General features: G+C 35.7%; 20 protein-coding genes. 13 read left to right on the forward strand and 7 right to left on the reverse strand.

Annotated elements, in window-relative coordinates; translation table 11 throughout:
• Nucleotides 1-23: 23 nt before the first annotated feature.
• The 4 genes from CES88_RS16100 (at nucleotide 24) to CES88_RS16115 (ending at nucleotide 5045) form a co-directional block, all read left to right on the forward strand.
• Nucleotides 24-848 (forward strand): glutamate--tRNA ligase family protein, encoded by an 825-nt coding sequence (locus tag CES88_RS16100; protein ID WP_290736816.1) that lies wholly within the window; start codon nucleotides 24-26, stop codon nucleotides 846-848.
• 137 nt (nucleotides 849-985) lie between these two features.
• Nucleotides 986-2500, forward strand: coding sequence for a GH3 auxin-responsive promoter family protein (locus CES88_RS16105; protein WP_290736818.1), 1515 nt, complete (start codon nucleotides 986-988; stop codon nucleotides 2498-2500).
• On the forward strand, nucleotides 2497-3096 hold the full coding sequence (locus tag CES88_RS16110; RefSeq protein WP_290736820.1) for a hypothetical protein: 600 nt from the start codon (nucleotides 2497-2499) through the stop codon (nucleotides 3094-3096). The genes CES88_RS16105 and CES88_RS16110 overlap by 4 nt, the downstream gene beginning before the upstream one ends.
• Nucleotides 3093-5045, forward strand: coding sequence for a C45 family peptidase (locus tag CES88_RS16115; RefSeq protein WP_290736822.1), 1953 nt, complete (start codon nucleotides 3093-3095; stop codon nucleotides 5043-5045). Before CES88_RS16110 ends, CES88_RS16115 begins: the two co-directional genes overlap by 4 nt.
• A gap of 48 nt (nucleotides 5046-5093) precedes the next feature.
• On the opposite strand, the gene CES88_RS16120 is transcribed toward CES88_RS16115, so the two are convergent.
• From CES88_RS16120 to CES88_RS16130, 3 genes are read right to left on the reverse strand one after another with little or no spacing between them, the layout of a single operon-like run.
• Nucleotides 5094-5609, reverse strand: a complete 516-nt coding sequence (locus CES88_RS16120; RefSeq protein ID WP_290736824.1) for an NAD(P)H-dependent oxidoreductase — start codon at nucleotides 5607-5609, stop codon at nucleotides 5094-5096.
• Between the two features lie 57 nt (nucleotides 5610-5666).
• Nucleotides 5667-6590, reverse strand: coding sequence for an RluA family pseudouridine synthase (locus tag CES88_RS16125; protein ID WP_290736826.1), 924 nt, complete (start codon nucleotides 6588-6590; stop codon nucleotides 5667-5669).
• Nucleotides 6574-7227 carry an RNA pseudouridine synthase gene (locus CES88_RS16130; protein ID WP_290736828.1) on the reverse strand — a complete coding sequence of 218 codons (654 nt, stop codon included), beginning with the start codon at nucleotides 7225-7227 and terminating at the stop codon, nucleotides 6574-6576. Before CES88_RS16130 ends, CES88_RS16125 begins: the two co-directional genes overlap by 17 nt.
• Nucleotides 7228-7372: 145 nt before the next feature.
• On the opposite strand from CES88_RS16130, the gene CES88_RS16135 reads away from it, so the two are divergent.
• From CES88_RS16135 to CES88_RS16170, 8 genes are all read left to right on the forward strand, one after another.
• Complete coding sequence (locus tag CES88_RS16135; RefSeq protein WP_290736830.1) at nucleotides 7373-7807, forward strand: DUF4186 family protein; 435 nt, start codon at nucleotides 7373-7375, stop codon at nucleotides 7805-7807.
• A gap of 56 nt (nucleotides 7808-7863) precedes the next feature.
• Nucleotides 7864-8754, forward strand: coding sequence for a cation diffusion facilitator family transporter (locus CES88_RS16140; RefSeq protein WP_290736832.1), 891 nt, complete (start codon nucleotides 7864-7866; stop codon nucleotides 8752-8754).
• A 45-nt stretch (nucleotides 8755-8799) separates the two neighbouring features.
• Nucleotides 8800-9144: a hypothetical protein gene (locus CES88_RS16145; RefSeq protein WP_290736834.1), complete on the forward strand. Its 345-nt coding sequence runs from the start codon at nucleotides 8800-8802 to the stop codon at nucleotides 9142-9144.
• A 68-nt stretch (nucleotides 9145-9212) separates the two neighbouring features.
• Complete coding sequence (locus CES88_RS16150) at nucleotides 9213-10439, forward strand: TolC family protein (RefSeq protein WP_290736836.1); 1227 nt, start codon at nucleotides 9213-9215, stop codon at nucleotides 10437-10439.
• A gap of 8 nt (nucleotides 10440-10447) precedes the next feature.
• Nucleotides 10448-11062 (forward strand): hypothetical protein, encoded by a 615-nt coding sequence (locus CES88_RS16155; protein ID WP_290736838.1) that lies wholly within the window; start codon nucleotides 10448-10450, stop codon nucleotides 11060-11062.
• 20 nt (nucleotides 11063-11082) lie between these two features.
• The gene (locus tag CES88_RS16160; RefSeq protein ID WP_290736840.1) at nucleotides 11083-14214 is read left to right on the forward strand and encodes a CusA/CzcA family heavy metal efflux RND transporter; all 3132 of its coding nucleotides are present in this window, start codon (nucleotides 11083-11085) and stop codon (nucleotides 14212-14214) included.
• A gap of 75 nt (nucleotides 14215-14289) precedes the next feature.
• On the forward strand, nucleotides 14290-14628 hold the full coding sequence (locus CES88_RS16165) for a hypothetical protein (protein ID WP_290736842.1): 339 nt from the start codon (nucleotides 14290-14292) through the stop codon (nucleotides 14626-14628).
• A 370-nt stretch (nucleotides 14629-14998) separates the two neighbouring features.
• On the forward strand, nucleotides 14999-16339 hold the full coding sequence (locus tag CES88_RS16170; RefSeq protein ID WP_290736844.1) for an MATE family efflux transporter: 1341 nt from the start codon (nucleotides 14999-15001) through the stop codon (nucleotides 16337-16339).
• On the opposite strand, the gene CES88_RS16175 is transcribed toward CES88_RS16170, so the two are convergent.
• Both CES88_RS16175 and CES88_RS16180 read right to left on the reverse strand, forming a co-directional pair.
• A complete protein-coding gene (locus tag CES88_RS16175) occupies nucleotides 16322-18607 on the reverse strand; it encodes an MMPL family transporter (protein ID WP_290736846.1) in 2286 nt (761 codons plus the stop codon). The two genes, CES88_RS16170 and CES88_RS16175, sit on opposite strands and share 18 nt — an antisense overlap.
• Nucleotides 18608-18707: 100 nt before the next feature.
• Nucleotides 18708-18968 carry a hypothetical protein gene (locus CES88_RS16180; protein ID WP_290736848.1) on the reverse strand — a complete coding sequence of 87 codons (261 nt, stop codon included), beginning with the start codon at nucleotides 18966-18968 and terminating at the stop codon, nucleotides 18708-18710.
• A gap of 277 nt (nucleotides 18969-19245) precedes the next feature.
• Here CES88_RS16180 and CES88_RS16185 point away from each other — a divergent pair, with 277 nt between their 5' ends.
• Nucleotides 19246-20172 carry a MerR family transcriptional regulator gene (locus CES88_RS16185; RefSeq protein WP_290736850.1) on the forward strand — a complete coding sequence of 309 codons (927 nt, stop codon included), beginning with the start codon at nucleotides 19246-19248 and terminating at the stop codon, nucleotides 20170-20172.
• A gap of 9 nt (nucleotides 20173-20181) precedes the next feature.
• Here CES88_RS16185 and CES88_RS16190 read toward each other — a convergent pair whose 3' ends face one another.
• Together CES88_RS16190 and CES88_RS16195 are read right to left on the reverse strand one after the other, a co-directional pair.
• On the reverse strand, nucleotides 20182-21081 hold the full coding sequence (locus tag CES88_RS16190) for a hypothetical protein (protein ID WP_290736852.1): 900 nt from the start codon (nucleotides 21079-21081) through the stop codon (nucleotides 20182-20184).
• Between the two features lie 58 nt (nucleotides 21082-21139).
• A complete protein-coding gene (locus CES88_RS16195; protein ID WP_290736854.1) occupies nucleotides 21140-22243 on the reverse strand; it encodes a hypothetical protein in 1104 nt (367 codons plus the stop codon).
• Nucleotides 22244-22319 lie beyond the last annotated feature (76 nt).

The raw sequence follows: 22319 nt of genomic DNA on the forward strand, positions 1-22319 counted from the left end.
GAGACTAGGATTTAAAAACTTATATGAAAACAAGAATTACACCAACACCAAATGGGCATTTACATTTAGGAAATATCTTCAACTTTATTCATATTGCGAGTGAAGCTAGTAGGCTAGGCTTGAAGATTGCTTTAAGAATTGATGATCACGATAACGAGCGTTGTAAAGATGAGTATATCGATGAGATCTTTAGAGCACTTCATCTTTTGAAAATTAATATTGATGAGGGGCCCTCATCAACTGATGATTTTAATCGTAATTATTCTCAGACTTTAAGGAAAGACTTATATAAATCTTATCTAGAGAAGATTGAAGATCAATTTTATTGTGAGTGCTCTAGAAAAGAGGTCTTTGAAAGAAACTCTTTAGGAGTTTATACTGGTTTTTGTAAGACTAAGAATCTAAGCTTTAAAGCTAATAAGAGCTGTACAAGATATGATTGCCCCAGGGAAATTATTAAGTTTGAGAGTCGAGAAGTTGATGTGAAAAACTCGATTGGAGATATCGTACTTTGGAGAAAAGAAGATATTCCTTCTTATCAATTAGTTAGTGTTTGTGATGATATTGAAATGAATATCTCTCATATTTTTAGAGGGGAGGATTTAATTTATTCTTCTGCTATACAATTACTTATTGCAAAAAGTATGAAACAAGATTTTATAAAGAAAGAGAATATTTATCATCACCAATTAGTAACCCTTGAAGGGGAAAAGCTTTCAAAATCAAGGAAGAGTGAGGGAGCAATAGAGCTACTAGAGAGTGATCCTAAGAGAGTCTTTCGTGAATATTCTCTTTTCATGAATAAGCATGTATCTGAAAACCTTGAAGAACTTATTTCAAATCAGTAAAAACTTTTGACAGAAATGGGCCATTTTTGTCAAAAGTAGGTCTTTTTGACAAAAACTCAGAGAAATCGTCAAGAGTCTAAAGTGTAAACATAAATTCTCTTTGCTAGTTTCATCCTGCAAACAAACTTGGAGGATTTATGAAACAAATTAAAAAGACTATTTCAAAATTTATTCTTAACAACATGTACTTAAAGATCTCTCTTGATCAAGAGAGCATGCAGTTAAAGCAGGAAGAGAATTTTCAAGAGTTAAAAAATAAATTAAGAAATACAGATATTTCCATTGATCATAATTTAGATAAGATTGCCACTTATACTGACTTTATTCAAAGTGTAGAACCTTCTGAATATGGTAAGTTCTCATCGTATGTAGAAAGTCTAGTGAATGAAGAAGATAGAGTTCTCTTTAGAAATGGGGTTAAGTACTTCGGACTTACTTCTGGAACAAGTGGACAGGACAGCAAGAGAGTTCCATATAACGCTGATATGATTGATATTTTTAAACGTGCTCAAAAATATCAAGCAAGCGTCATTAATCACTCGATAGCAGGGATTGATTTAGTAAACTCTTCGAGATTAAGCTACGGTTCGACTCCCAAGAATTATACTTCTAATGGAGTTGAGTACGGTTATATTTCAGGTATATTAAGTGCCCAAACACCAAAGATGCTAAAGAAAGTGACTTTCCCTTCTCAGGAAGTTCTAGAGATAGAAGACTGGGAACTCAAGCTTGAAAAGATCTTAAAGCAGAGTTTAAATGAGGATATAAGAATCGCTTCTGCAATTCCTACTTATCTAATCGCTATCTTTGAAGAAATATTAAAGAGAACAAATAAGAAATATATCAAAGATATTTGGCCGAATCTTGAAACTATAATCTATGGCGCGACTCCAATAGATTCTTACCGTGAGAGATTAAATAACTTAGTTGGAAAGAGGTTAAATTACTTTGGAGTATACGCATCGACGGAAGCCCCTATTGGAATCGGAATTAATAACGCAAAAGATGAGAAACAACTTTATGCCTTTAATCCAGATTTAATCTATAGCTTTACTAAAATAGATTTAACCTCATCCCTTTCAATTGGAGATGTTAAGGAAGGGGAAGAGTATTTACTTAATATTACGACACCAAATGGTTTTTTAAATTATACGATGAAAGATATAGTACGAATCAAATCAGTTTCTCCTATCTTAACATTTGAAATTCTTGGAAGACAGGGAAGTGGAATTAATCTTGGAGCTGAAAAGACAAGTGATCAGCAGGTTTTAGATACAGTCGTAAAGTTTAATCAAGCTCAAGGTGTGACCCTAGATCATTACTTTCTCTCTCCTGGAGTGAGAAATGGAAAGGTTTGCTATAAGTGGACTTTATTTTCAAATAATCTAAATGATTCCGAAGAAGTATATGCTCAACTATTGGACCGTGCCTTGTCTGAATGTAACCCTGACTATCTTGACTGTAGAGATTTGAATATCATTGATTTACCTGTGGTTGAGATTGTGACTTCTGATATTTTGGATGATTACTTTTCAAAATATAGAGAAAAGGGACAATTTAAAATGAAGACTGTTTTTTCTTGCGCCGATTCATTCAATGGATTCATTAACTCCGTTCTTCCGGAACTGAGTCTTGCAAGGTCAATTGCATGATTACTTCTATTGTGATTTTAGGCCTTCTTTGTGGGGTGATTTTTACCCTACCTATTGGGCCTGCGGGAATTAGTATTGTTGACTCTTATTTAAGTAAGGGAAGGGCAGTCGCATTGAAAGGTTTCTTAGGACTTCTTCTTGTTGAAATTATCTACCTACAGATTTCTTATCTTGTGTATAAAGCTAAGATGGTAGATTCCTTTATCGAAAATAAGTTTCAACTAACAATTATCTTTGCCTGTGTCCTAACTTTTATTGGGATAAGTTTCTTACTTTCTAAAGGTCGTAAGGACTTAAACTTGCCATCTGGATTTAAAGGAGTTTTTTCTTTAACAATAATTAATCCGAGCTTAGTACTTACATATATAGCATTGATTGCTCTATATGAAGACTTCTTTGGTAGAGAAATTTCTGCGAATTACTTCATCTTGGGAGCGAGTTCAATGATTACAGGAGTCGGAAGTACTCTAGGGGCCCTCTCTCTCTTAGCAAAGACGAAAGAGAAATTTATCTCGCATCACTTAGTGAGAATTAAAAAGACCTTTGGAATATTATTTATAACAACAGCAATTTGCTCTCTTGGAGGAGCTTTATGAAATATTTATTAATGCTAATTTTACTTTTATCAAAAAATATTTATGCCTACGAATGTAGTTTAGAAAAAGAGAGCAAAGGAAATACTCTTAAGACTTGTTCTATAAAAGGTAAGAAGGTTAAGTTCTTAAGTGTAGATGGCACAATGGAAGATCTCGCTTATTATCATGGACTTTTTATGCCCGAAGACGTGACTAAAGGAGTACTCGCTTCGGTCCAACAAAGAAGAGATGAGTCGTTAGCTGCACTCTCTAGCAAGGATAGAAGACAGTTTTCAATTATTTATCAATGTATGATGAGCAAGTATAGAAAATCTGTGTCAATAGAATTTTTAAAGGAATTGAATGCCCTCGCTCGAGGAGTCCGCGATGGAGGCTTTAGTCTAGAAGGGAAAGATGTTGTTGAAGCAACACTTATGATTGAAATGTCTGGCTTTGTTGATTCCTTAAACCTTGAAATGGAACAAGACAAGAGGGGAGCTAATTGGGAGCTTATAAAAGGCTGCGGATTTCGTCTTGCAAGTGGAGCTATTAAAAATGTTTTTAGAAGTGTAGGGAAAACGTTTAAGAAAATGAAGAAAGGCTGTACTGGATTTACTGCGCCAAGCTCCATTTCATCAAATGGAAGTCACTTACACGGAAGAAACTTTGATACGGGGTTCTTAGGTGTTTTTGAAAAATATCCGGTTATTATTCATCATAAGAATAGTGAAGGTGTAAATTATATGGGAATGAGCTCTGCTGGACTTCATTATCCTGGTGGAATTTCAGGAATGAATGAATACGGTATTTCTATTTCAACTCACGAGCTTAGAACTAAGAACTATAAAGTGAAGTATAAAGATAGAGTTGGAGTTGTTGCCCCTTACGCCGCAAATTATATTCTCTCTCGTGCAAAGACTTTGGATGAGGCCATTTCTATAGGGAAATCATTTGGATACTTTGGAGCTTGGAGTTTTTTAATTTCAGACTCTAAGAGTGGGGAGAGTGTGAGTCTTGAGATATCTGGAGATGTTGTTAGGGTTGCTAAGAGAGACTCTGCTCATGGAATGGGACAGAGTAATCACTTTCTTCACCCTGATACAAGTCGAGACAATTATGAATATAGTATAAATAAGAGTTTGGAATCTAGAGCGAGACTTAGTTTAGTAGAATCAGAGTTGGAAAAATCAAGTGGAAGTATTGATATTCAGTGGGGAATCGACCTTCTCTCTGGGCATAATGACTTTCTAATGGGAAAGAGAAGTTTTGGAAGAACAATTTCTAAAGTCTATACTTCCATGACTCATATTATGGATACTAAGAATCATATTTTTTGGTTTTCTCTTGGAGAAAGTTATCCAACAAATTTATCAACCTTTCTTGGTCTGAAGATTGATTACAGTAAAGCAGGCGACTTCTTTCAATTTGCAGGAGAGTCAAGTAACTCAATTCTAGAAGATTCGTCTTGGAAGAATTCTCTAGAGTTATATACGCAAGCGTATTTAGCCTATGATCATGAAAGAGATAGAAAAAAGAAATTAGTAAATACCTACCGCTTACTTACTCGTGCAAATATCTTAAGTCTTGAAGATCATCACTTTGAATTTCCATATGAACTTATGAGAGTAAGGGTGGGATTAAAGTTATTATCAGAGTTTCCTTCTGAAGTTGATAGTTTTGAAATCTTAGAGGGGTTGAATACACTACTATTAAATATAGAATCACTACATGATTATGAGAAATCTCAAGTGTATGAAGATTTGGCAAAGTTCTATGACCTTACTGGGCAGAGAAAGAGGGCCTCTGAAAATTTTAGAAAATCAATTTCTTATTTAGAAGAACTTAGAGAGAGTTTTTTAGGTCATCATTATTTGAATAAATTATATTGGACCAACTTTTGGTTTATAGAAAATACTTATTCTAAGTACGATAATTTTAGAGAAGAGTTGCATTTTGCAACTGTTGAATAACCAAGTTTGCGCTGAGGGAGTACATATTATGTGTACTCCCTTATTTTCTTATTGAATGGAGCTAATTTTAACGAGTTGAGAAAGAACTTCTTTCGCTGAGTCTGTATTTAATTCTTTTGCATAGCTCGTTAGAATCTTTCTACCGATGATATTACACCCGATGAAGGCAAATTGCTCTTGCATTGCCATCAGAACATGATTCCCACCACCACCGCTGTGAGTTCCAAGTACTACTGGCTTTGTATTAAGAGAGTCTCTCCAGTTATCATTACCCGAGCGACTAATCCAAGCGATTGTATTATTTAATGAAGGAGGGACAGAACCATTATATTCAGGTGCTAGAATAACAAAGCCTTGCGCATCCATAAATTTCGCTGTGATAAAAGTAGCATCTTTAGGAGTTCCATTTGACTCTGCTTTTGCAGAATAGAGGGGGAGGTCTAAATCAAGAAGATTAACCACTTCAAAGTTTGCCTCATATTCTTTAGAAATTTCTAAAATTGTATTCGCTAGTTTTAAATTATTTCCATCACTTGCTGTAACGATTAGAATATTTGGTTTCATCTTACCTCCGATTTATTTTAAATAAGGGGCTATATTCCCTTATTTTTTATCATTTGACTAGATGAATAATTCCTTGGGGAAATCACTTGGAATAGGGGCGCAAAATTCAATGATTTCCTTACTAATAGGGTGAGGAAACTTTAATTTATAGGCGTGAAGAAGTGTTCTCCCTTTATTTTCTCTTCCGTAGATAGAGTCTCCTACTATAGGAAAACCAAGCTCGCTTAAATGAACTCTTATTTGATGTAATCGGCCTGTTTCAGGAGTTGCTTCAATAAGGCTGAAGCCTTCTGCGTGAGAGATTTTCTTAAAACTTGTCAGCGCATTCTTACCATTCTTCTTCACGCTTCTTACTTTCATCTTATTACTTGGGTCCCTCTCAAGAAGATTGGATATCTTTGTGTCAGAAAAAATATTTTCTTGATCTATAACCACCGCAAGATAGGTCTTTTTGATTATTCTATTTTCAAATAATTCAGTGAAGAATTTATTTTGAGATTTCTTCTTACAAAAAAGAAGAAGCCCACTCGTTTCATAGTCAATGCGGTGATGGAGAGCTAGGTACTTCTCTTTATGAGGCCCACTAATATATCTTTTCATTGCGCAAAGGAAGTTATCTTGGCTTGATTGAATTGTTGCATTTGAAGAGAGGTTTGCGGGCTTATTTCCAATTAGAAATATTGGCTCTTCATGTATAATCATTTCCGGTGATATTTTGATAGATTCTTTAATCGGAAGAGACCACTGCTTGAATTGTGACTTTGTTAATGAAACTGAAAAGGATTCACTCTCTTGCAAAATTATTTGTGCTTCTGAAATCTCTCGTCCTCTAATTCTAATTCTCTTGTCCTTAACTAGCGCTTTAAAGTCATTTAATTCAAGTGATAGAGAGAAATCTTCTCGGAGAGTATTCTTTAAATTGTTAAAGAGACTATCTTCTTTGTAGGCCCTAAGTTTTAGTACTTTAAATATATTTTTCAAGGGATTCTCCTATGAGTTCTTTAAAGTAAGTAGGGATATCTGCAATGAAGTTGTGCTGTATCTTCTCTAATTGTATATCTAGTTTATAGGAATGTAGCGCCATTTGAGAAAAGTTGTATTTATTCTTTATAAGGTTTTGATATTTAGAATCACCATATCTCTTATCACCAAGAATTTCTAACTTGTGAATGGCACAGTGCCTTCTTATTTGATGTGTTCGGCCAGTTTCAATATTAAAGAGCATGAGAGTAAAATACTTATTCGAGTAAATTCTTTTCCAATTGGTGATACATTCTTTTAAGTCTGACTTCTTTCCTCTAGGGTTCTTACTACCTTCAGCTTTTTCGCTAAGCTTATCTGTCCAAGTTCCACTTTCTTCTTTAGTTTGTCCTCGACAGATGGCCAAGTAATATTTCTTTGAGTGTTGTAATGCTTGTTGCAACTCAGCAGTAGCACTTTGGTCTTTTGATAGAAGCAAGAGTCCACTGGTGTCCTTATCTATTCTATGAACTGGAGCAATTTCTAAATTTTGCTCTTTGAAGAATTCAATTACACTTTCTGAATCGTTGTGGACACTTGTACCACTAGGCTTATTGATAACCAGCCAAGTGTCACTTTCTTTTATAACTTTTATCATGCTTAAATATGGCATAAACATCAGTGTTGTGCAATCTTGTGCACCGCTTGGATTGGCGCTAAGTATGAGATATTTTTAAGAAAATCTTGACTTTCGTTGCTATCATCTAGACTCTAATATATCATTTAAGTAAGCAATTAAGAGAATGAGTTCATTGGAAAATCGTATCAGCGAAAATATTTATTTTACAGATATCTTTAGACGGCTAGGCTGCTCTAAAGTGTGCTCAAAGTTTAAGTTGGAAGACGAGCAGTGGGATTATTTATCTAAGAGGGGATTTGATACAATTCTTCTTGAAGGTAGAAGTTTGATTGTTAAAATATTTAGTGAAGAGCTTAAGACACACTCTTGTAAACTTGCTCCAGTTCAAACACATCCTATTTTTACTGCACTCCACGCGACAGGCACTTGTTGTAGGTCTTCTTTGCAAAAATGGCATAAAATACCTAAGGATAAAGAACTCAAAGAGAAAGATATTTTCTATATTCTCTTAGTTGTTAAAGAGTGGATTATTCGACAAGAAAAGCCTAATCACCTGATTAAATCAGAAAAGTCTCAGTTAAGTCTCTTTTGCAGTTAAGTGGCAATTGTTTTTTTTTCTTAGGCAAAGCTTAGAAACACACTTACAATTTTCCTATGTCAAATTGTCACCACCATCATCATAATCATTCAGGTAGTAAGAATATTCTTATTGCTTTCGCTCTCAACTTTTGTTTTGCAATAATAGAATTTATAGGAGGGTATCTTACAAATTCTATGGCGATTTACTCAGATGCACTCCACGATTTAGGAGATAGTACAGCGCTACTTATGTCTTATTTCTTTGAGAAATTTTCAAAGAAAGATCGCGATCAAAAATATACCTATGGATATAGAAGATTTTCTCTTTTAAGTGCTTTATTAAATGCTGTCATTTTATTGGCCGGATCGGTCTTTGTTATTAGTGAATCATTTGAGAGATTATTAGACCCTCAACCAGTTATGAGTGAAGGAATGTTTGCCTTAGCGATTCTTGGAATTGCTGTAAATGGTATTGCTGCGTATAGAATGTCGAAAGACGAAGGTATTAATCAAAGAATGGTTATGCTCCACTTAATGGAAGATATTCTTGGATGGTGTGCTGTCTTAATTGTAAGTGTCGTTCTCTATTTTAAACCTTGGTATATTTTAGATTCAATTCTTTCGATTCTTATCTCACTTCTTGTTCTACGTGGGGTTTATCAAGGATTAAAGAAAATTGTGACTATCCTCATGCAGGCCTTCCCAAAAGATTTAAGTATGGAGACTGTTAGAGAGAAATTAATTGAGATCGATGGAGTAGAGGATGTTCACTTTATTCAAGGCTGGTCTATGGATGAAGAGTCTCACTCTTTAACTTTTCATGTTTCTGTTTCAGATGAGTTAAAAGTTAAAGAGCTTGATAGAATTAAGATAGTTATTAAATCGACTTTATTTGATATGAATGTAAAGAACTCGGTCATTGAATTTGAAGGGGTCGGGCATAATTGCGACCACGTAACAAATTAGCCATTAATATTGACTCTCATATAGTGCGCTGTTAAATTTAAAAAGATGATGAACTACATTTTAGCAATATTCATGATACTTACTCTCTCTTCTGCTAGCGCACTAGAGACAATTGATTGTCATGATGAAGTTAAATTAGAAAACGTATCTTTGTCAGCAGCTTCTCTCTCTAGTTCAGTCCATCATTCCCACCAGGAAGAGTCAGACTGTGAAGACAGTTCTGATCATTGTATTCATCATTGTTCAGGTATTCATAATATTTTTCAGTTTAGTACAAATGTTGCTCTAGGGAACGGACTTGTTGATTCTTTGAACAAGGTTTGGTTCTACACGCACCACTACTGTGAACCATTTCTTGACTCTGTAGTAAAGCCACCCCTCTTCTCATAATTTCTTCTTAAATTTAAAAGGTATAACCCTGCGATTAGAAAATCGTAGTAATCTGCATAGGATTTATCATGTATTTATTAAAAATAATTTTACTAGCGATTTTCGCTATCTCAAGTTATGGAGCTTTTGCCAATTGTAATATTAAGAACTCTCAGGAGCTATTTAATATTATTAAGGAAGGACATCCTGAAATAAAATATAACGAGAGCTTAGAGAAGGCCTATTCTGAAACTTTGAGTATCTCTAGCCAGTTGCCAAACCCTGAACTTGAAGCATCAAGAGAAGAAGGGAAGTCTTTAGAGGGAGATACTAGTGTTACTTCTTTAGCGCTTTCTTTTCCAATTGAACTTGGAGGAAAGCGTAGTGCCAGAAAGAATTACGCTATTAATTCAACGAATATGAATAAGCAAATTCTTAGGCTCAGTAGTGAAGATGCATATATTAAGGCTATTTTAATTGCCTATAGATTAAGACAAGTTTATGAACTTCTTCCTATTTACAAAGAAGCTCTAGATTCACTCAATAAAATTTTGAAAATTAAATTAAAGAGAAAATCTCTCTCCCCAGAAGAAGAAGTTGAGAAGGAAACACTAGGGCTAGCGACTAATGACTACCGCCTTAAAATTTCTAGATTAAAATCAGAAAGAGAGAAGATTTCAAGAGAGCTCTCTCTATCGATGGGAAGGGATTGTAGAATATCTAGAGGTTCTCTTCCTTTAGATGTAGATCTTACAAAAGACTTTAGTGATAAGAATGATTTTGAAAAATCAGCGCAACTCTTACAAGCTAAAGAATCACTAAATGCTGCCAGAGCAAAGCTTGAGCTCGAAAAGTCACAAGCATTCCCTGATATGAAAATAGGTCCAACACTAGAAGTAGAGAGAGTTAGAGGAAGAGATTATAAAAGCTATGGCATTTCAGTCTCCATTGGACTTCCAGTCTTTAATTTAAATTCAGGAGCAAGGAAGAAGGCCACTCGTGAACTTCACTCTTCTGAGTTAAATCATAAGCATGTCAAAAGACATGTCATGATTGAACTAGAATCTGAAATAGAGAAATACAATACTTTTAGAGAGTCTTTGAAAACAATTGCAAGTAGAGATGAACTTGAAAAGAAGCATATGAGAATTGAAAAACTTTTTAAAAGAGGAGTTATTTCAACTTCAATGATTATCGAGTCACATAGACAGCTAATTGAATTTGCAAGTACGCGCTTTGAGTTTGAATTAGGGGCCGTAGAAGCTATCTGGAATATTAATAAGATTAAAGGAGCTGTATTCAGCTCTAAAATATAGAGGTTAAAATGAAAATACTGATAATTATACTCTCGCTGATAACATACGCTGGAGCAAGCGAGGACCATGAGCATGGAAAGAAAAATATTGAAGAGCGTGAAGTCCCACATATTGAACATGGTAATCATGATGAGCATGGACATAAGAAAGATTCTGAAAAAGGCGAGCATACTCACGAAGAAGGGGATGATCACCATGAAGAAAAGCACGATGATCATGAAGAACACGGTGATAGCGATAAGCATGGACATGATCACGGAGGGGGAAAGGCCATTGGAGAAGGTAAGGCGATCACTGAAGTTGATGAAGAGAGAGGTTTTAAGTTGAGTCAGGAAGCGATCACTTCCCTTGGTATTAAACTAAAGACAATCACTAAATTCAATCACCTTCTAATTGCAAAGAAGTCCCTTGTTACATCTAAGAGCGAAAAAGGAATTTACAGATTTAGAGAAGGTTTTTTTAAGTTTATATCTGTGAAGATCATAAAAGAGCAAGGAGATGGATACTTGATTCAAGTGGATAGTCTAAAAGCTAAGGATCAAATCGTTGTTAGCGGAATAGGACTCCTAAGAGTAAGTGATGTGTACTCAACAGATAAATCTGAATATGGACATGCTCACTAAGAGTATTTAAAGGTGAATTTATGATAAATAAAGTTATAGAATTTTCTGTTCATAATAGAATGTTTGTCTTCATGGCAACATTGCTATTAATCATTTTTGGTTTTAAATCCTTTCAGGAGCTATCGATTGATGCTGTACCTGATATTACAAATACTCAAGTTCAAATAAATACCCAGGTTAAAGGTCTCGTCCCAGAGGAAGTTGAGAGAATGGTCACTTTTCCCATTGAGTACTCAATGAATGGAATCCCCGGGGTGGATAATATTAGGTCTATTTCAAGATATGGTATTTCACAAGTCACAGTGGTTTTCAAAGAAGGAACAGATATTTATAGAGCGAGACAGTTGGCCTCTGAGAAGTTGCAAACGATTGCCCTACCAAGCAATGTTTCTCCTGAAATGGGACCAATTAGTACGGGGCTTGGTGAAATTTTTCATTATTCCATTGAGGCTAAGAAGGTGGAAGAAGACCCAACTAAGAGACTTATTCAATTAATGGAGCTTCGCTCAATCCAGGATTGGTTTATTAAGCCAAGGCTTCTAACTGTAAAAGGAGTGACAGAAGTAAATACAATTGGTGGTTATGAAAAACAATTCTTCATACAACCAAATATTGAAAAAATGACAAAGTTTGGTATTCATTTTGATGATATTGAAAATGTAATTGAAGAATCAAATTTAAATGTGGGTGGAGGTTATATTCAACAAACGGGAGAGCAGTTGCTTGTCCGAGGAGTTGGTCTTCTTCAAAATATTAAAGATATAGAGAATGTAGTTGTTAAGAGGCTCTCCTCCTACCAAATTATAAAAATTAAAGATATCGCAGAAGTTAAATTTGATAAAGAAATTAGAACAGGAGCTGCAACTGTAAATGGAGAGGAGTCTATTATTGGAACGGCTTTTATGCTTCTAGGTGAAAACTCTAGAGCGGTGGCCGAAAGAGTTTCGACGAAATTAAGTGATGTGGAAAAAGATCTTCCAGAATGGGTAGAGTTAAAAGTTCTCTATGATAGATCAAATATGGTTAATGCTACTCTTAAAACCGTGGAGCATAATTTAATTATGGGAGCGGGGCTTGTTATCGTTTTTCTTCTTCTACTTGTGGGAAATTTACGTGCAGCAATTATAACCTCCCTAATGATTCCAATTTCTCTTCTTATGACTTTTATACTGATGCGTTGGCAAAATGTTTCGGGGAATCTTATGAGCTTAGGGGCCCTTGATTTCGGGATTATAATTGACGGAGCAGTGATTGTTATTGAGAACTGTGTCCATCGATTGCAAAAGAGAGGAAAGGAGTTAGGAAGAGAGCTTACAAGAGCTGAAGTAAAACAACTTGTTATTGATTCGGCCATTGAAATTCGTTCCGCAGCAGGCTTTGGTGAACTCATTGTTATTATAGTTTTCATACCTCTATTCGCTTTGACAGGAGTCGAAGGTAAAATGTTTGGACCAATGGCAATGACATTTATAATGGCCCTTTCGTCAGCTTTACTTCTTTCTTTCACTGTTGTTCCGGCCTTGGCCGCCACATTCTTAAGTGGAAAAACGAAAGATAAAAAACCGTATTTAATGAAGTTAGCAGAAAGGATATTTAAACCTGCGCTAGAATCAGCACTACAATTTAAGAAAATTATTCTTGGAATTGGAATAGCCTCAATTCTATCAGGAGTATTTCTCTTTTCCAGAATGGGGGCAGAATTTATTCCACAACTGGATGAAGGTGATTTTGCTATCCAATTCATTCGTCCGGCCAATATTAGTACTGAGAACTCGGTGGAGCTCCAAAGAATTTCAGAGAGAGTGATTAATACTTTTCCGCAAGTAAGAGATGTCTTTGCAAGAACAGGTGCTGCAGAAGTTGCTACAGACCCTATGGGAGTAAATATTTCTGACTCTTATGTGATGCTTAAGGGGAGAGATAAATGGCCAGAAGATGAGCATATAAAGAATAAGAAAGACTTAATGAATGAGATTAAGGAGAAACTTGAGCTACATATTCCTGGTCAAGTGTTGATGATCTCTCAACCAGTAGAGCTTAGATTTAATGAACTACTAGAGGGAACGAGAGCTGCACTTTCTGCAAAAGTTTTTGGAGATGATCTGGATGAACTTATTAAATATTCAAAAGAAGTAGCCGAAGTCATTAGCACAATTGATGGAGCTGGTGAGGCCGAGTCAGAATCAAAAGGAAAGTCTCCCTTACTTCAATATGTACCTAAAATAGATACACTTGCCGACTTAGGTGTCACTGCTAGACCTGTTTTAGATGCTATTAGTACAGCTATTGGAGGACGTGAAGTAGGGCATATTTATGATGGTGTGAGACGCTTTCCTATCGTGACGAGGCTTTCTGAAGAGGAGAGAGCAGATGTGATGACTATCAGAAAACTTCCTGTCGGTATCTCTGAGGGATATACTGTCCCTATCGAACAGGTTGCTGATATCTCTTTTGTTGAAACATTTTCATCAGTCAATCGAGAAAACTCTTTGAGAAGAGTTGCTGTTCTAGTTAATCCTGAGACAAGGGATATTGAAAGCTTTGTAAAAAAAGCTCAAGCTGAAGTTGAAAGTAAAGTGAAACTTCCAGAAGGGTACTTCATTGAGTGGGGAGGAACATTTAAGAACTTAAGAAGTGCTAAGGAGCGTCTAAGTATACTAGTTCCTATGGCATTACTTTTAATTCTTGCAATGCTCTACGCTGCATTTAAAAACTTCGCTCAAGTCATGCTGATCTTTGCTTGTGCTCCGATGGCCTTAATTGGTGGGGTACTCTCATTAAATATTATGGGAATGCCTTTTAGTATTTCTGCTGGAGTAGGCTTCATTGCTCTGTCTGGAATTAGTATTTTAAATGGCGTCGTCCTAGTGACTTACTTTAATAGATTAATTAGTGATGGGAAATCTCCTGATGATGTAGTGAGAGAAGGGGCCATGACTAGATTGAGACCAGTTCTTATGACTGCGCTTACTGATATTTTTGGCTTTCTACCAATGATATTCTCTACAGGTCTTGGAGCAGAGGTTCAAAAACCGTTGGCGACAGTTGTCGTTGGAGGAATTCTCTCGGCAACACTACTTACGTTAATTGTTCTGCCTAGTCTTTATCGTCTTTTTATTAAGAATATGAGACCAGAGTTATTTGCCAAATAAGTTTTGGGACCACTGAAGAAAATTCGGTGGTCTTCTTTTTTCTTTTAGAATAACCTTAAAGAAAAAGAGGTATATATGTGGTTAGCGATAGGGAAAACTTTCTTGGCAGCAATTTTAATTAGTTTTGTTTCTTGGCTATCTGGAAAGAAGACCGGTCTTGCTGGTTTTTTGACGGCACTACCTCTTACGACTTTACTTGCTCTCGCTTTTTCTCATATGCAGTGGGGTGATTCAAAGCAGTCTGTTGAATATGCAAAAAGTGTTTTTGTGGCAATTCCTGTCTCTCTTCTTTTCTTTGTGCCTTTCTTGTTGGCCGAGAAATTCAATCTAAATTTCTGGCAGTGCTATAGCTTTGGAGTAGGACTCTTAGGGCTTGGATATTTTGCACATAGTTATATAACAAGGGTTATCTAGCTACGCTTCCGTGCGTTACATTTGCGCTGAAGTTTTGCTTCGAAGAAGTATTTCAACCTTTCAGTAGGTTAGCTAATCAAAAAACTGACATCTAAGCTTGAAAAAGTGCGTAAAAACGATTAATTTCTTTAGGTTAGTTTTGTGAACATTTAAACAGGGGTGTCGTCGTGGCCAGTGGTTCTCGTCATAGAAGAAAGCACAATAAAGGTAGAAGAAAAAGAGGTTCTAAATATAGAAAGAACTTACGTCTTCGTAGAAAACAAAAAAGCTAAAAGCTTAAGCTTTCAAATTATAAAAGGCCCCTTCTTTGGAAGGGGTTTTTTATTTCTAAATTTGCTCATCCCCGAATAATCCCAGATAATAAAGCCTCATGAAAAATGAATTAAAAAGAATTGGTAATTTAAGCTTACCCCTCATCTTTGCACAGATTGGAGTTGTTCTCCTAGGTGTTACAGACATGGTAATGCTAGGTCATTACAGTGATACGTCTCTCAAGGCTGCAGGATTAGCAAATGTGTGGGTAATTGGTACTCTTATGTTTGGTATCGGATGCTGCTTAGGTATTGATCCCATCGTGTCGAAGTTGCTGGGAAAGGGAGAGACTGAAAGAGTACGAGTTGCGCTAGTAAGTGGAAAAGTTTTTGCGATTCTCGTTGCAATTATTACAGGAGTTCTTTGGCTCTTTACGGGAAATATTTTAAAGCTCTTTGGACAAGAGACTCTTTATGCAGACCTTGCTCACGACTATGCTTTAATTCAGATACCTAGCTTGATTCCTTTTTTCATGTATATGATCTTTCGTCAGTATATGATTGCCTCTGAAAAGACTGGACCAGTGGCGATTGTTCTTGTTCTTACTAATATAATAAATATCTTTCTCAATTGGCTCTTTATATATGGAGTAGGACCATTTAGTGAAATGGGTCTATTTGGAGCGGGTCTCTCTAGTTGCTTTATGCGAGCGACCCAGTATATTTTACTTTGTTTGATAGTTATAAACTTTAAAGAATATAAGGAATATTGGGTTCCTTATAAAACGAAGTTCTTTGAATTAAAAATATTTAAAGCGATATCTCTTATGGGGCTACCTATAGGAATTCATCTCATGCTAGAAGCATTCGGCCTACAAGTGACGACCTTTATTGCAGGAAGAATTGGAAGTGATGAACTAGGGGCCCATTCTATTATTCTAAACCTTCAGTATCTATTCTTTATTCTTCCAATGTCCTTTTCTCTTTGTGCTGCTACTCGAGTTGGATTTGAAGTTGGAAAGATGAAGAGAAATATACTTGTGGTCTTTAAGGCATCACTTCTGGTTTCTACCCTTGCCTTTATTCTCTCTTCAACAATTCTCTTCTTTGGAGGAGAATTCTTAATTCGTACTTATGGAGTATCGGAAACAATCATAAGTCTTTCAAGAGATTGCCTAGGCTATAGTGCTATTTTCTTATTCTTTTATGGATTACAGCTTGTGGGAAGTGGTTATCTACGAGGAGCTGGGCTTACAGTTGCTTCTAGTCTAGCAAATATTTTCTCTCTTTATTTCTGCGCTCTACCAATGTGTTACTACTTGGCAATTACAAAGAATTGGGGACTTCCAGGACTTTGGGCCGGATTGGCATTTGGTATGATGGTAGCGACTTTCATCGCTACCATATTAAATATTAGATACCTTCTAAGTTATAAAAAGAGGCTACTTTCGTCCGACTAGAAGTAGCGCAGGTAAGAAGATAAGATCAATTACGAGCGCAACAAGTAGAACAATTGCAGTAAAGAGGCCAAAATTCATATTTGGAGTAAACTCAGCTATAATCAACGCTCCAAATCCTACTGCAAGAATTAGGGTTGTCCAAATTAGCGCAGGCCCTGTAGAGGCAAGGACTCTTGAGAGAGCTTCTTTTGTATCAAGTCCACTTTGTTTAAGAGTATTAAAACTATTGAGAAAGTGAATAGTATCATCAACAACAATTCCTAAGCAGACAGAACTCACAAGAGCTGTTCCTACATCAATAGGAGTGTTGAGTATTTTCATTAGCCCTGCTCCAATGGCAAGGGGGACAACATTTGGAATCATTGAAATTAGTCCAAGCTTTATAGACTTAAAAATAAATATGAGCAGTAGTGAGATACCAATAAGAGCTAGAGCAATGGATGAAAAGAATGACTTAACTACAAAAGTTGTCATATTTTGATAAATTGGAATTTTCCCCGTGACAACAGCATCTAATCCAAAATCAGAAGCTTTTTCTTCAATCATTTTCATTTTTGCAAGAGACTCTTTTGAACCCTGTAAGGTCCATAGTATGGCCATTCGAAGTGAATCTTTTTCAATAGTCATTCTATCCTTTAAATCTTTACCTTGAGGAAGACTCATGGAGTAGAGAAAGAGAAGCTCTGCAATTGTCTTTCTATTGTCGGGAATTCGGTAGTAGCTCTCTTGATCTGCATGCATAGACTTATTCATGGCCTTTACAACTTCAACAATAGAAGTCACTCTTGAAATATATTCCTTTTCCTCTAGCCAATTTTGGAATTGATCAACTTTCTTTAGAAAGTCTGGACTTTTAATACCATCTTTCTCACCTGAGTTAATGACAACTTGTGGACCGTAAAATCCACCTAAGTTTTTCAAAGTAAAGTCGTTTGAAACTCTTAGGGGTACAGTTTCTGTAAAGTAAGTATAAGGATTTGAGTTTACTTCATTCTTATATCCTAAGTAGGCTAAGAAAAATGAAGAAACTAAAGTTCCGATAAGAACGAGATACTTATACTTGTCTATAATATTAATTAGCTTTGTTGCAGTTGCTAGATGAGAACTATTTGAATTTTCTATACTCTTTCTCTTGTAATTGACTTTTAGCTTTGAAAGAATTGGTGTCATAAATAAAACAGTGAAGAGCCAAGCAAATAAAGTCCCAAATCCAGCGAGGATTCCTAAGTCTCTCAGGGGAATAAGATCAGAAGTTGTGCAGCTAAAGAATCCTATGGCCGTCGAGATAGAAGTTAAGAGAGTTGGTTTGAAATTTTTTTCGAATGCTTTTCTGGTCGCATCTCTTTCATTTTCGCCACTAGATCTAAATTGAAAATAGCTCACTAGAATATGGACACTATCAGCAATGGCAATTGCAATGAGAATTGTTGGAACCATGGCAATGAGATTATTAAATTTTATTCCTAAGTATCCGGCCAGACCAAAGGTCGCAAGAGTTGTAACAGTAATAATAAAAAGAGGGAGGGCGACTCCAATCAATGTTCTAAAAACATAAATGAGAAATAGAATTATAATGAGAAAGACTATCGGAAAAATTGTGGCAACATCATGTTCAGAAACTTCTCTGAATGTATTATTAATATCAAGAGAGCCGTTGGTATAAATTTTATGAGTGTCACCTTGTGGGAGAGTTTCTTTGATTTTCTTAATCATTTCTCTGGTTTGGGCAATGATGAACTTGTCATCAGGAGCTCCATCAAAGTGAGGTTTTATTTTTGCATAGATATTAGTTACAGTTGCTTCTCTATTAATTAAGTAGTCGGGGAGGGTCTTATCATTAAGAGCGAGCTTCTTTTTCTCTAGTAAAGTTTCGAGAGAGTGATCTTCACTTATAAAGTCTTCTATAATAAGTTCATCTTCACTCGCTGAGGTCCATTGATAATTGGTTAAGGAGTCAACAGAGATGACGTCACTAACTTTCCATAATTCATCAGTTAGTTTTTGAACGAGATCAATTGAGCTCTTGTCGAAAATTCCGTCGGGGGAGTGAACGATTATATTTATTAAATCATCATTACCAAACTTAGCTTGAAAATTATCATAGCGCTTAATTAATGGTTCGGAATCCCGAAACCAAATCCTATAGCTAAAATCAGACTCAACACGAAGTAGACCAGGTATGAGAGAAAATAGAATAACTAGACCAAGAAGGAATGAAGTCCAAGGTCTAGTTAAAGTAAAGTGGGTGATCTTCTTTGAATAACTCAAGATTATTCTCCTAAAGTGAATGTAGATATAAACACTTATCGGAGAAGTTCTCTCTGCTAATAACTTTTTTAGCTTAGAGAATAAGTAGAGATTTTTTTTCCTATTCGTCGTCTAATTCAATACTATCTAGGTTTAGCATAAGGTCTTCGGCGGGGTTTGGACACCTAGGGCACCATGAGCCAGATGTGCTTTTCTTCCCCATTATTTCAAGGGCGGTGGCCTTCCATTTATGGCCAGATTTACATTCCCATAAAAGGTAAGTCGTAGAGTTCTTATACTCATTTGAAAGTAGCTTTCCACCCTTTAATTCAGCAAATTCAGCGAGTGTGTCCAAATCAAATGTTCTTCTTGTTTTGCTCAATTTCTTCCTCTTTTGTTAGGGACTTAGTTAATTGAATAAACTAATGTCACTTTGTGCCACGACTCAAAGCCTTCTTTTAGGTCGTATATCCTAGAAAGATACACTGTTACTCAACGACTTCAACTATTTATTTCACAAACCTGACATAAAGTTAACAATTCTTGGGACAGCTGCTGATAGATTAACTCTATGTTTAGATCTAATTTCTCTATAACGGTTGAATTAGGTCAGATACTAACGTACTTTTCAGTCATTCGAAATATAAAAGGATTTTACTATGTATAACATTCAATTGGCCTCATCACTAAGCGGAATTAATGTTCATAACTTACGAGCTTGGGAAAGAAGATATAGTGCAGTTTCACCGAGAAGAGATGAAGTTGGACGTAGACTTTACTCTAGAGAAAATATAGAGAAATTATTTCTTTTAAATCAATTAGTAAAAGAAGGGACTGCGATTAGGCATATTGCAGAAAAGTCTAATGAGGAGTTAGTCTCTTTAGTAGAAGAGAGAGGTCTCGTTTCTGATCTAGACTTTGAGCAATCTAATTCTGAGAAAGAAGAAATAGAGCTTACATTTAAGGCCATGGTAATGGCACTTAATTTTAAAAAGTTCGATATTGTTTCACATGAGTTAGGTAAGGCAATTGATCAATATGATTTAAATAAAGTTGTCTTTGATATTCTAATTCCCTTTCTTTACGACCTTCGTGAGAAGCTTGAGAAGCATAAAATTACTGCTGAAGAAAAGCATACTCTAATTACTTTAACGAAGTACTTTCTAAGACGTAAGATTTACCAGAATAATTCGAGTATTACTCGAAATAGTGTTGTTATTGCAACACCAGCTGGTGATAGCTATGAGCTTCAAGCTTTAATAGCATCGCTCTTATTGAGTAATCATGGAAGACAGGTCGTCTACCTTGGAGCAAATGTAGAAGCGAGAACTATTGTCGATACAGTTGAAGCAACTGGAGTTGAAAATATTCTTGTTTGGGGATCATGTCTTTGGGATGAGAAAAGGGGAGGAGAGCTAGGAGCTTATTTTAATTCTCTTCACGAACTTGCTCCTAAGGGAACGAATATAGCTGTCGCCTGTAATGGGAAAGCCCCATTTGAGTTTTTTACGACAAATACTGGAGTGAAAGTTCTTCCAACATTTGAGAAACTAGCTCAAGACTTAGAAGCAAAGAAAATCTTCTAGCCCCTATTCTTAGGGGCATATTTCATCTATGAAGAGATCGAAAGAATTTTCAGATGTATATTTCTTGAAATTATAACTAAATGAATTCCAGGATATTTCATTATCTTCTTTGAGTGGGCAACCACTCCTAGAAATCGTTACCAGTTCTTCTTCACTTAACTTTAGAGATGAAATTTTCTGAAAGAAAGCAACCACAGAGTAAGGAGTAGACTTCTTTAATTCCTCGGCCAAGTTTGCTATAAGAATTTCTCTTTGAGACGTATTGGCCCTTCCTATTAATCTAAAATAGAAAGCTTGCTTCTTCGCCCCTTCTAGTTGTGAAGAGTTATCTAGAAACGTTCCTAATTCACTTTCGGAAGGGTTTGATTTTAAAAAGAGATCTGCTGTACTTTCTAAAATATTCTTATTCTCAAACTTAACAAGTTCGGAGAAGGCTAAATCACTTGGAGCTAAGTCTCCATCATCTAGCATTGTATTTAAGAGTCGAAGCTCTCTTGAAAGCAGAGTGTGACCAGGGGTTGCAAATTCATCAAAGAAACCATCTGGATCGGCCTTTGTTCCACAGTAGTCTTTCTTAAGACATTTTACTAGTTGAGCAGATTGTTTAATAACGTAGTTTTTAACGAAAGATTTACTTTGATTCTTTTTTAAATCTTCTATCTCAATTTTATAATTATTTAAATCTTGAAATAGCTTATCTTCAGTCACCTTGACTTCTAAGTTGGTCGCTAATTTTTGGATTTGTTGATTTAAGATATCGTCACCAATAGGAGCTTTTTCACTTTGTGTCTCTGTTGTTGAGGAGGCGTTCCCTCTTTGATCAATTTCAGAATGTGTACTATAGGTTAGATAGAAAATTGCCAAGCAGGCAATAAGACAAAGGACGAATACAATTATATTTTTTTTCATTCCTTAAGTATAAATGAAAAACTTGCCCATACAAATATTTTTGCATGGGCAAATAACATTAATTTAAGATTTCTTCTATTTTATCGCGATTATTTTCTTCATTTTTAAAATTGCTGATGACTTGTTCATAAGCTCCTCTTGAAGCTTCGTCTAATTCAAATGAAGTAGAATCAAAAACACCGATTTTATCTAAGTTTTCAATATCTAAAACTTTATCTAAATTCTTTAAGAATCCTTCATCATGACCTTTGTAAGGGCTACTTGAATCTGCAAAGCGACAAGTCTTGTTCAGATTTCCTGAGTTATACTTCCCCGCCCATGTTCCTCTTACAACACTTTTATAGTCAATCGTGTAAGTTCTCTTAGAAGCGAAAACATGCCATTTCTCTAGTTTACGTAAACACTTAACTCTCTCTTCCCAAACTTTGGAAGTACTTTTGAAGTTATATATTAGAGGCTTAAACCCTTGCATAAGGTAGTTCAGTCCATAAGCAAAAGTCTTACGAAGGGACTTGTGACCGTCTTTTGCAAGATAGTTCTCAGCGTGCCACCTGATACTCAATTGCATAGCACCTAGATCTGTTCCATCTCCACCACGAATAATTTGTCTGATCACTTGGCTATCTTTGACATCCTTACAGTCTGGAAAGAATGGATTTTCTCCAGTTTTAAAGTACTGATTAAAATGTTTGTAGTTTGTTGAACTAAGTTTCTTTTCCGCGAGTTCATCAGCTGTGTATTTCTCATCTAACTTCTCTTGAGTGTAAGCAAAAATTAAGTTTCCACTATTAGCGTGATCATTACATAGACCTTTTGAATCATTGATCTCTCGAACATGAAGATAGAGACCTTCTTGTAGAGGAACTGTTAGAGCGAGAGTCATAAAAGCGTTATAGGCCTTTATATTTCCTTCTTCTAATAGAAAGCTTGCTTTCTTGTGAGCTTCTTGAAGAAGAACTTTTATAAACTTACTTCCATACTTCTTCTTGGCTTCATCGGTATTTTTAAATATTGGAGCATCAATTTCAACATTAGGATTTATTGTTGTCATCATTCTATCGAGAGCACTTACTCTTGAAATAGTACTATCTGAGGCCAGAACGCTTGCACTCATTGTGTTTAAAAGAGCTAAAGTACAAATGGACTTCTTTAAAAGACTCATATTTTCTCCTTGAACTTAATAATTAATCAAAGGAGTTCTATCGCATCGCGTCATTTATATCTAGTTAAATACGAAG

The organism is Halobacteriovorax sp. JY17 (assembly GCF_002753895.1).
Classification (GTDB): domain Bacteria; phylum Bdellovibrionota; class Bacteriovoracia; order Bacteriovoracales; family Bacteriovoracaceae; genus Halobacteriovorax.

Bases quoted from the DNA above. Each gene is read 5' to 3' on its own strand.
- CES88_RS16100 (WP_290736816.1), top strand. From the start codon at position 24: ATGAAAACAAGAATTACACCAACACCAAATGGGCATTTACATTTAGGA.
- CES88_RS16105 (WP_290736818.1), top strand. From the start codon at position 986: ATGAAACAAATTAAAAAGACTATTTCAAAATTTATTCTTAACAACATG.
- CES88_RS16110 (WP_290736820.1), top strand. From the start codon at position 2,497: ATGATTACTTCTATTGTGATTTTAGGCCTTCTTTGTGGGGTGATTTTT.
- CES88_RS16115 (WP_290736822.1), top strand. From the start codon at position 3,093: ATGAAATATTTATTAATGCTAATTTTACTTTTATCAAAAAATATTTAT.
- CES88_RS16120 (WP_290736824.1), bottom strand. From the start codon at position 5,609: ATGAAACCAAATATTCTAATCGTTACAGCAAGTGATGGAAATAATTTA.
- CES88_RS16130 (WP_290736828.1), bottom strand. From the start codon at position 7,227: ATGATAAAAGTTATAAAAGAAAGTGACACTTGGCTGGTTATCAATAAG.
- CES88_RS16135 (WP_290736830.1), top strand. From the start codon at position 7,373: ATGAGTTCATTGGAAAATCGTATCAGCGAAAATATTTATTTTACAGAT.
- CES88_RS16140 (WP_290736832.1), top strand. From the start codon at position 7,864: ATGTCAAATTGTCACCACCATCATCATAATCATTCAGGTAGTAAGAAT.
- CES88_RS16145 (WP_290736834.1), top strand. From the start codon at position 8,800: ATGATGAACTACATTTTAGCAATATTCATGATACTTACTCTCTCTTCT.
- CES88_RS16150 (WP_290736836.1), top strand. From the start codon at position 9,213: ATGTATTTATTAAAAATAATTTTACTAGCGATTTTCGCTATCTCAAGT.
- CES88_RS16155 (WP_290736838.1), top strand. From the start codon at position 10,448: ATGAAAATACTGATAATTATACTCTCGCTGATAACATACGCTGGAGCA.
- CES88_RS16160 (WP_290736840.1), top strand. From the start codon at position 11,083: ATGATAAATAAAGTTATAGAATTTTCTGTTCATAATAGAATGTTTGTC.
- CES88_RS16165 (WP_290736842.1), top strand. From the start codon at position 14,290: ATGTGGTTAGCGATAGGGAAAACTTTCTTGGCAGCAATTTTAATTAGT.
- CES88_RS16170 (WP_290736844.1), top strand. From the start codon at position 14,999: ATGAAAAATGAATTAAAAAGAATTGGTAATTTAAGCTTACCCCTCATC.
- CES88_RS16185 (WP_290736850.1), top strand. From the start codon at position 19,246: ATGTATAACATTCAATTGGCCTCATCACTAAGCGGAATTAATGTTCAT.
- CES88_RS16190 (WP_290736852.1), bottom strand. From the start codon at position 21,081: ATGAAAAAAAATATAATTGTATTCGTCCTTTGTCTTATTGCCTGCTTG.
- CES88_RS16195 (WP_290736854.1), bottom strand. From the start codon at position 22,243: ATGAGTCTTTTAAAGAAGTCCATTTGTACTTTAGCTCTTTTAAACACA.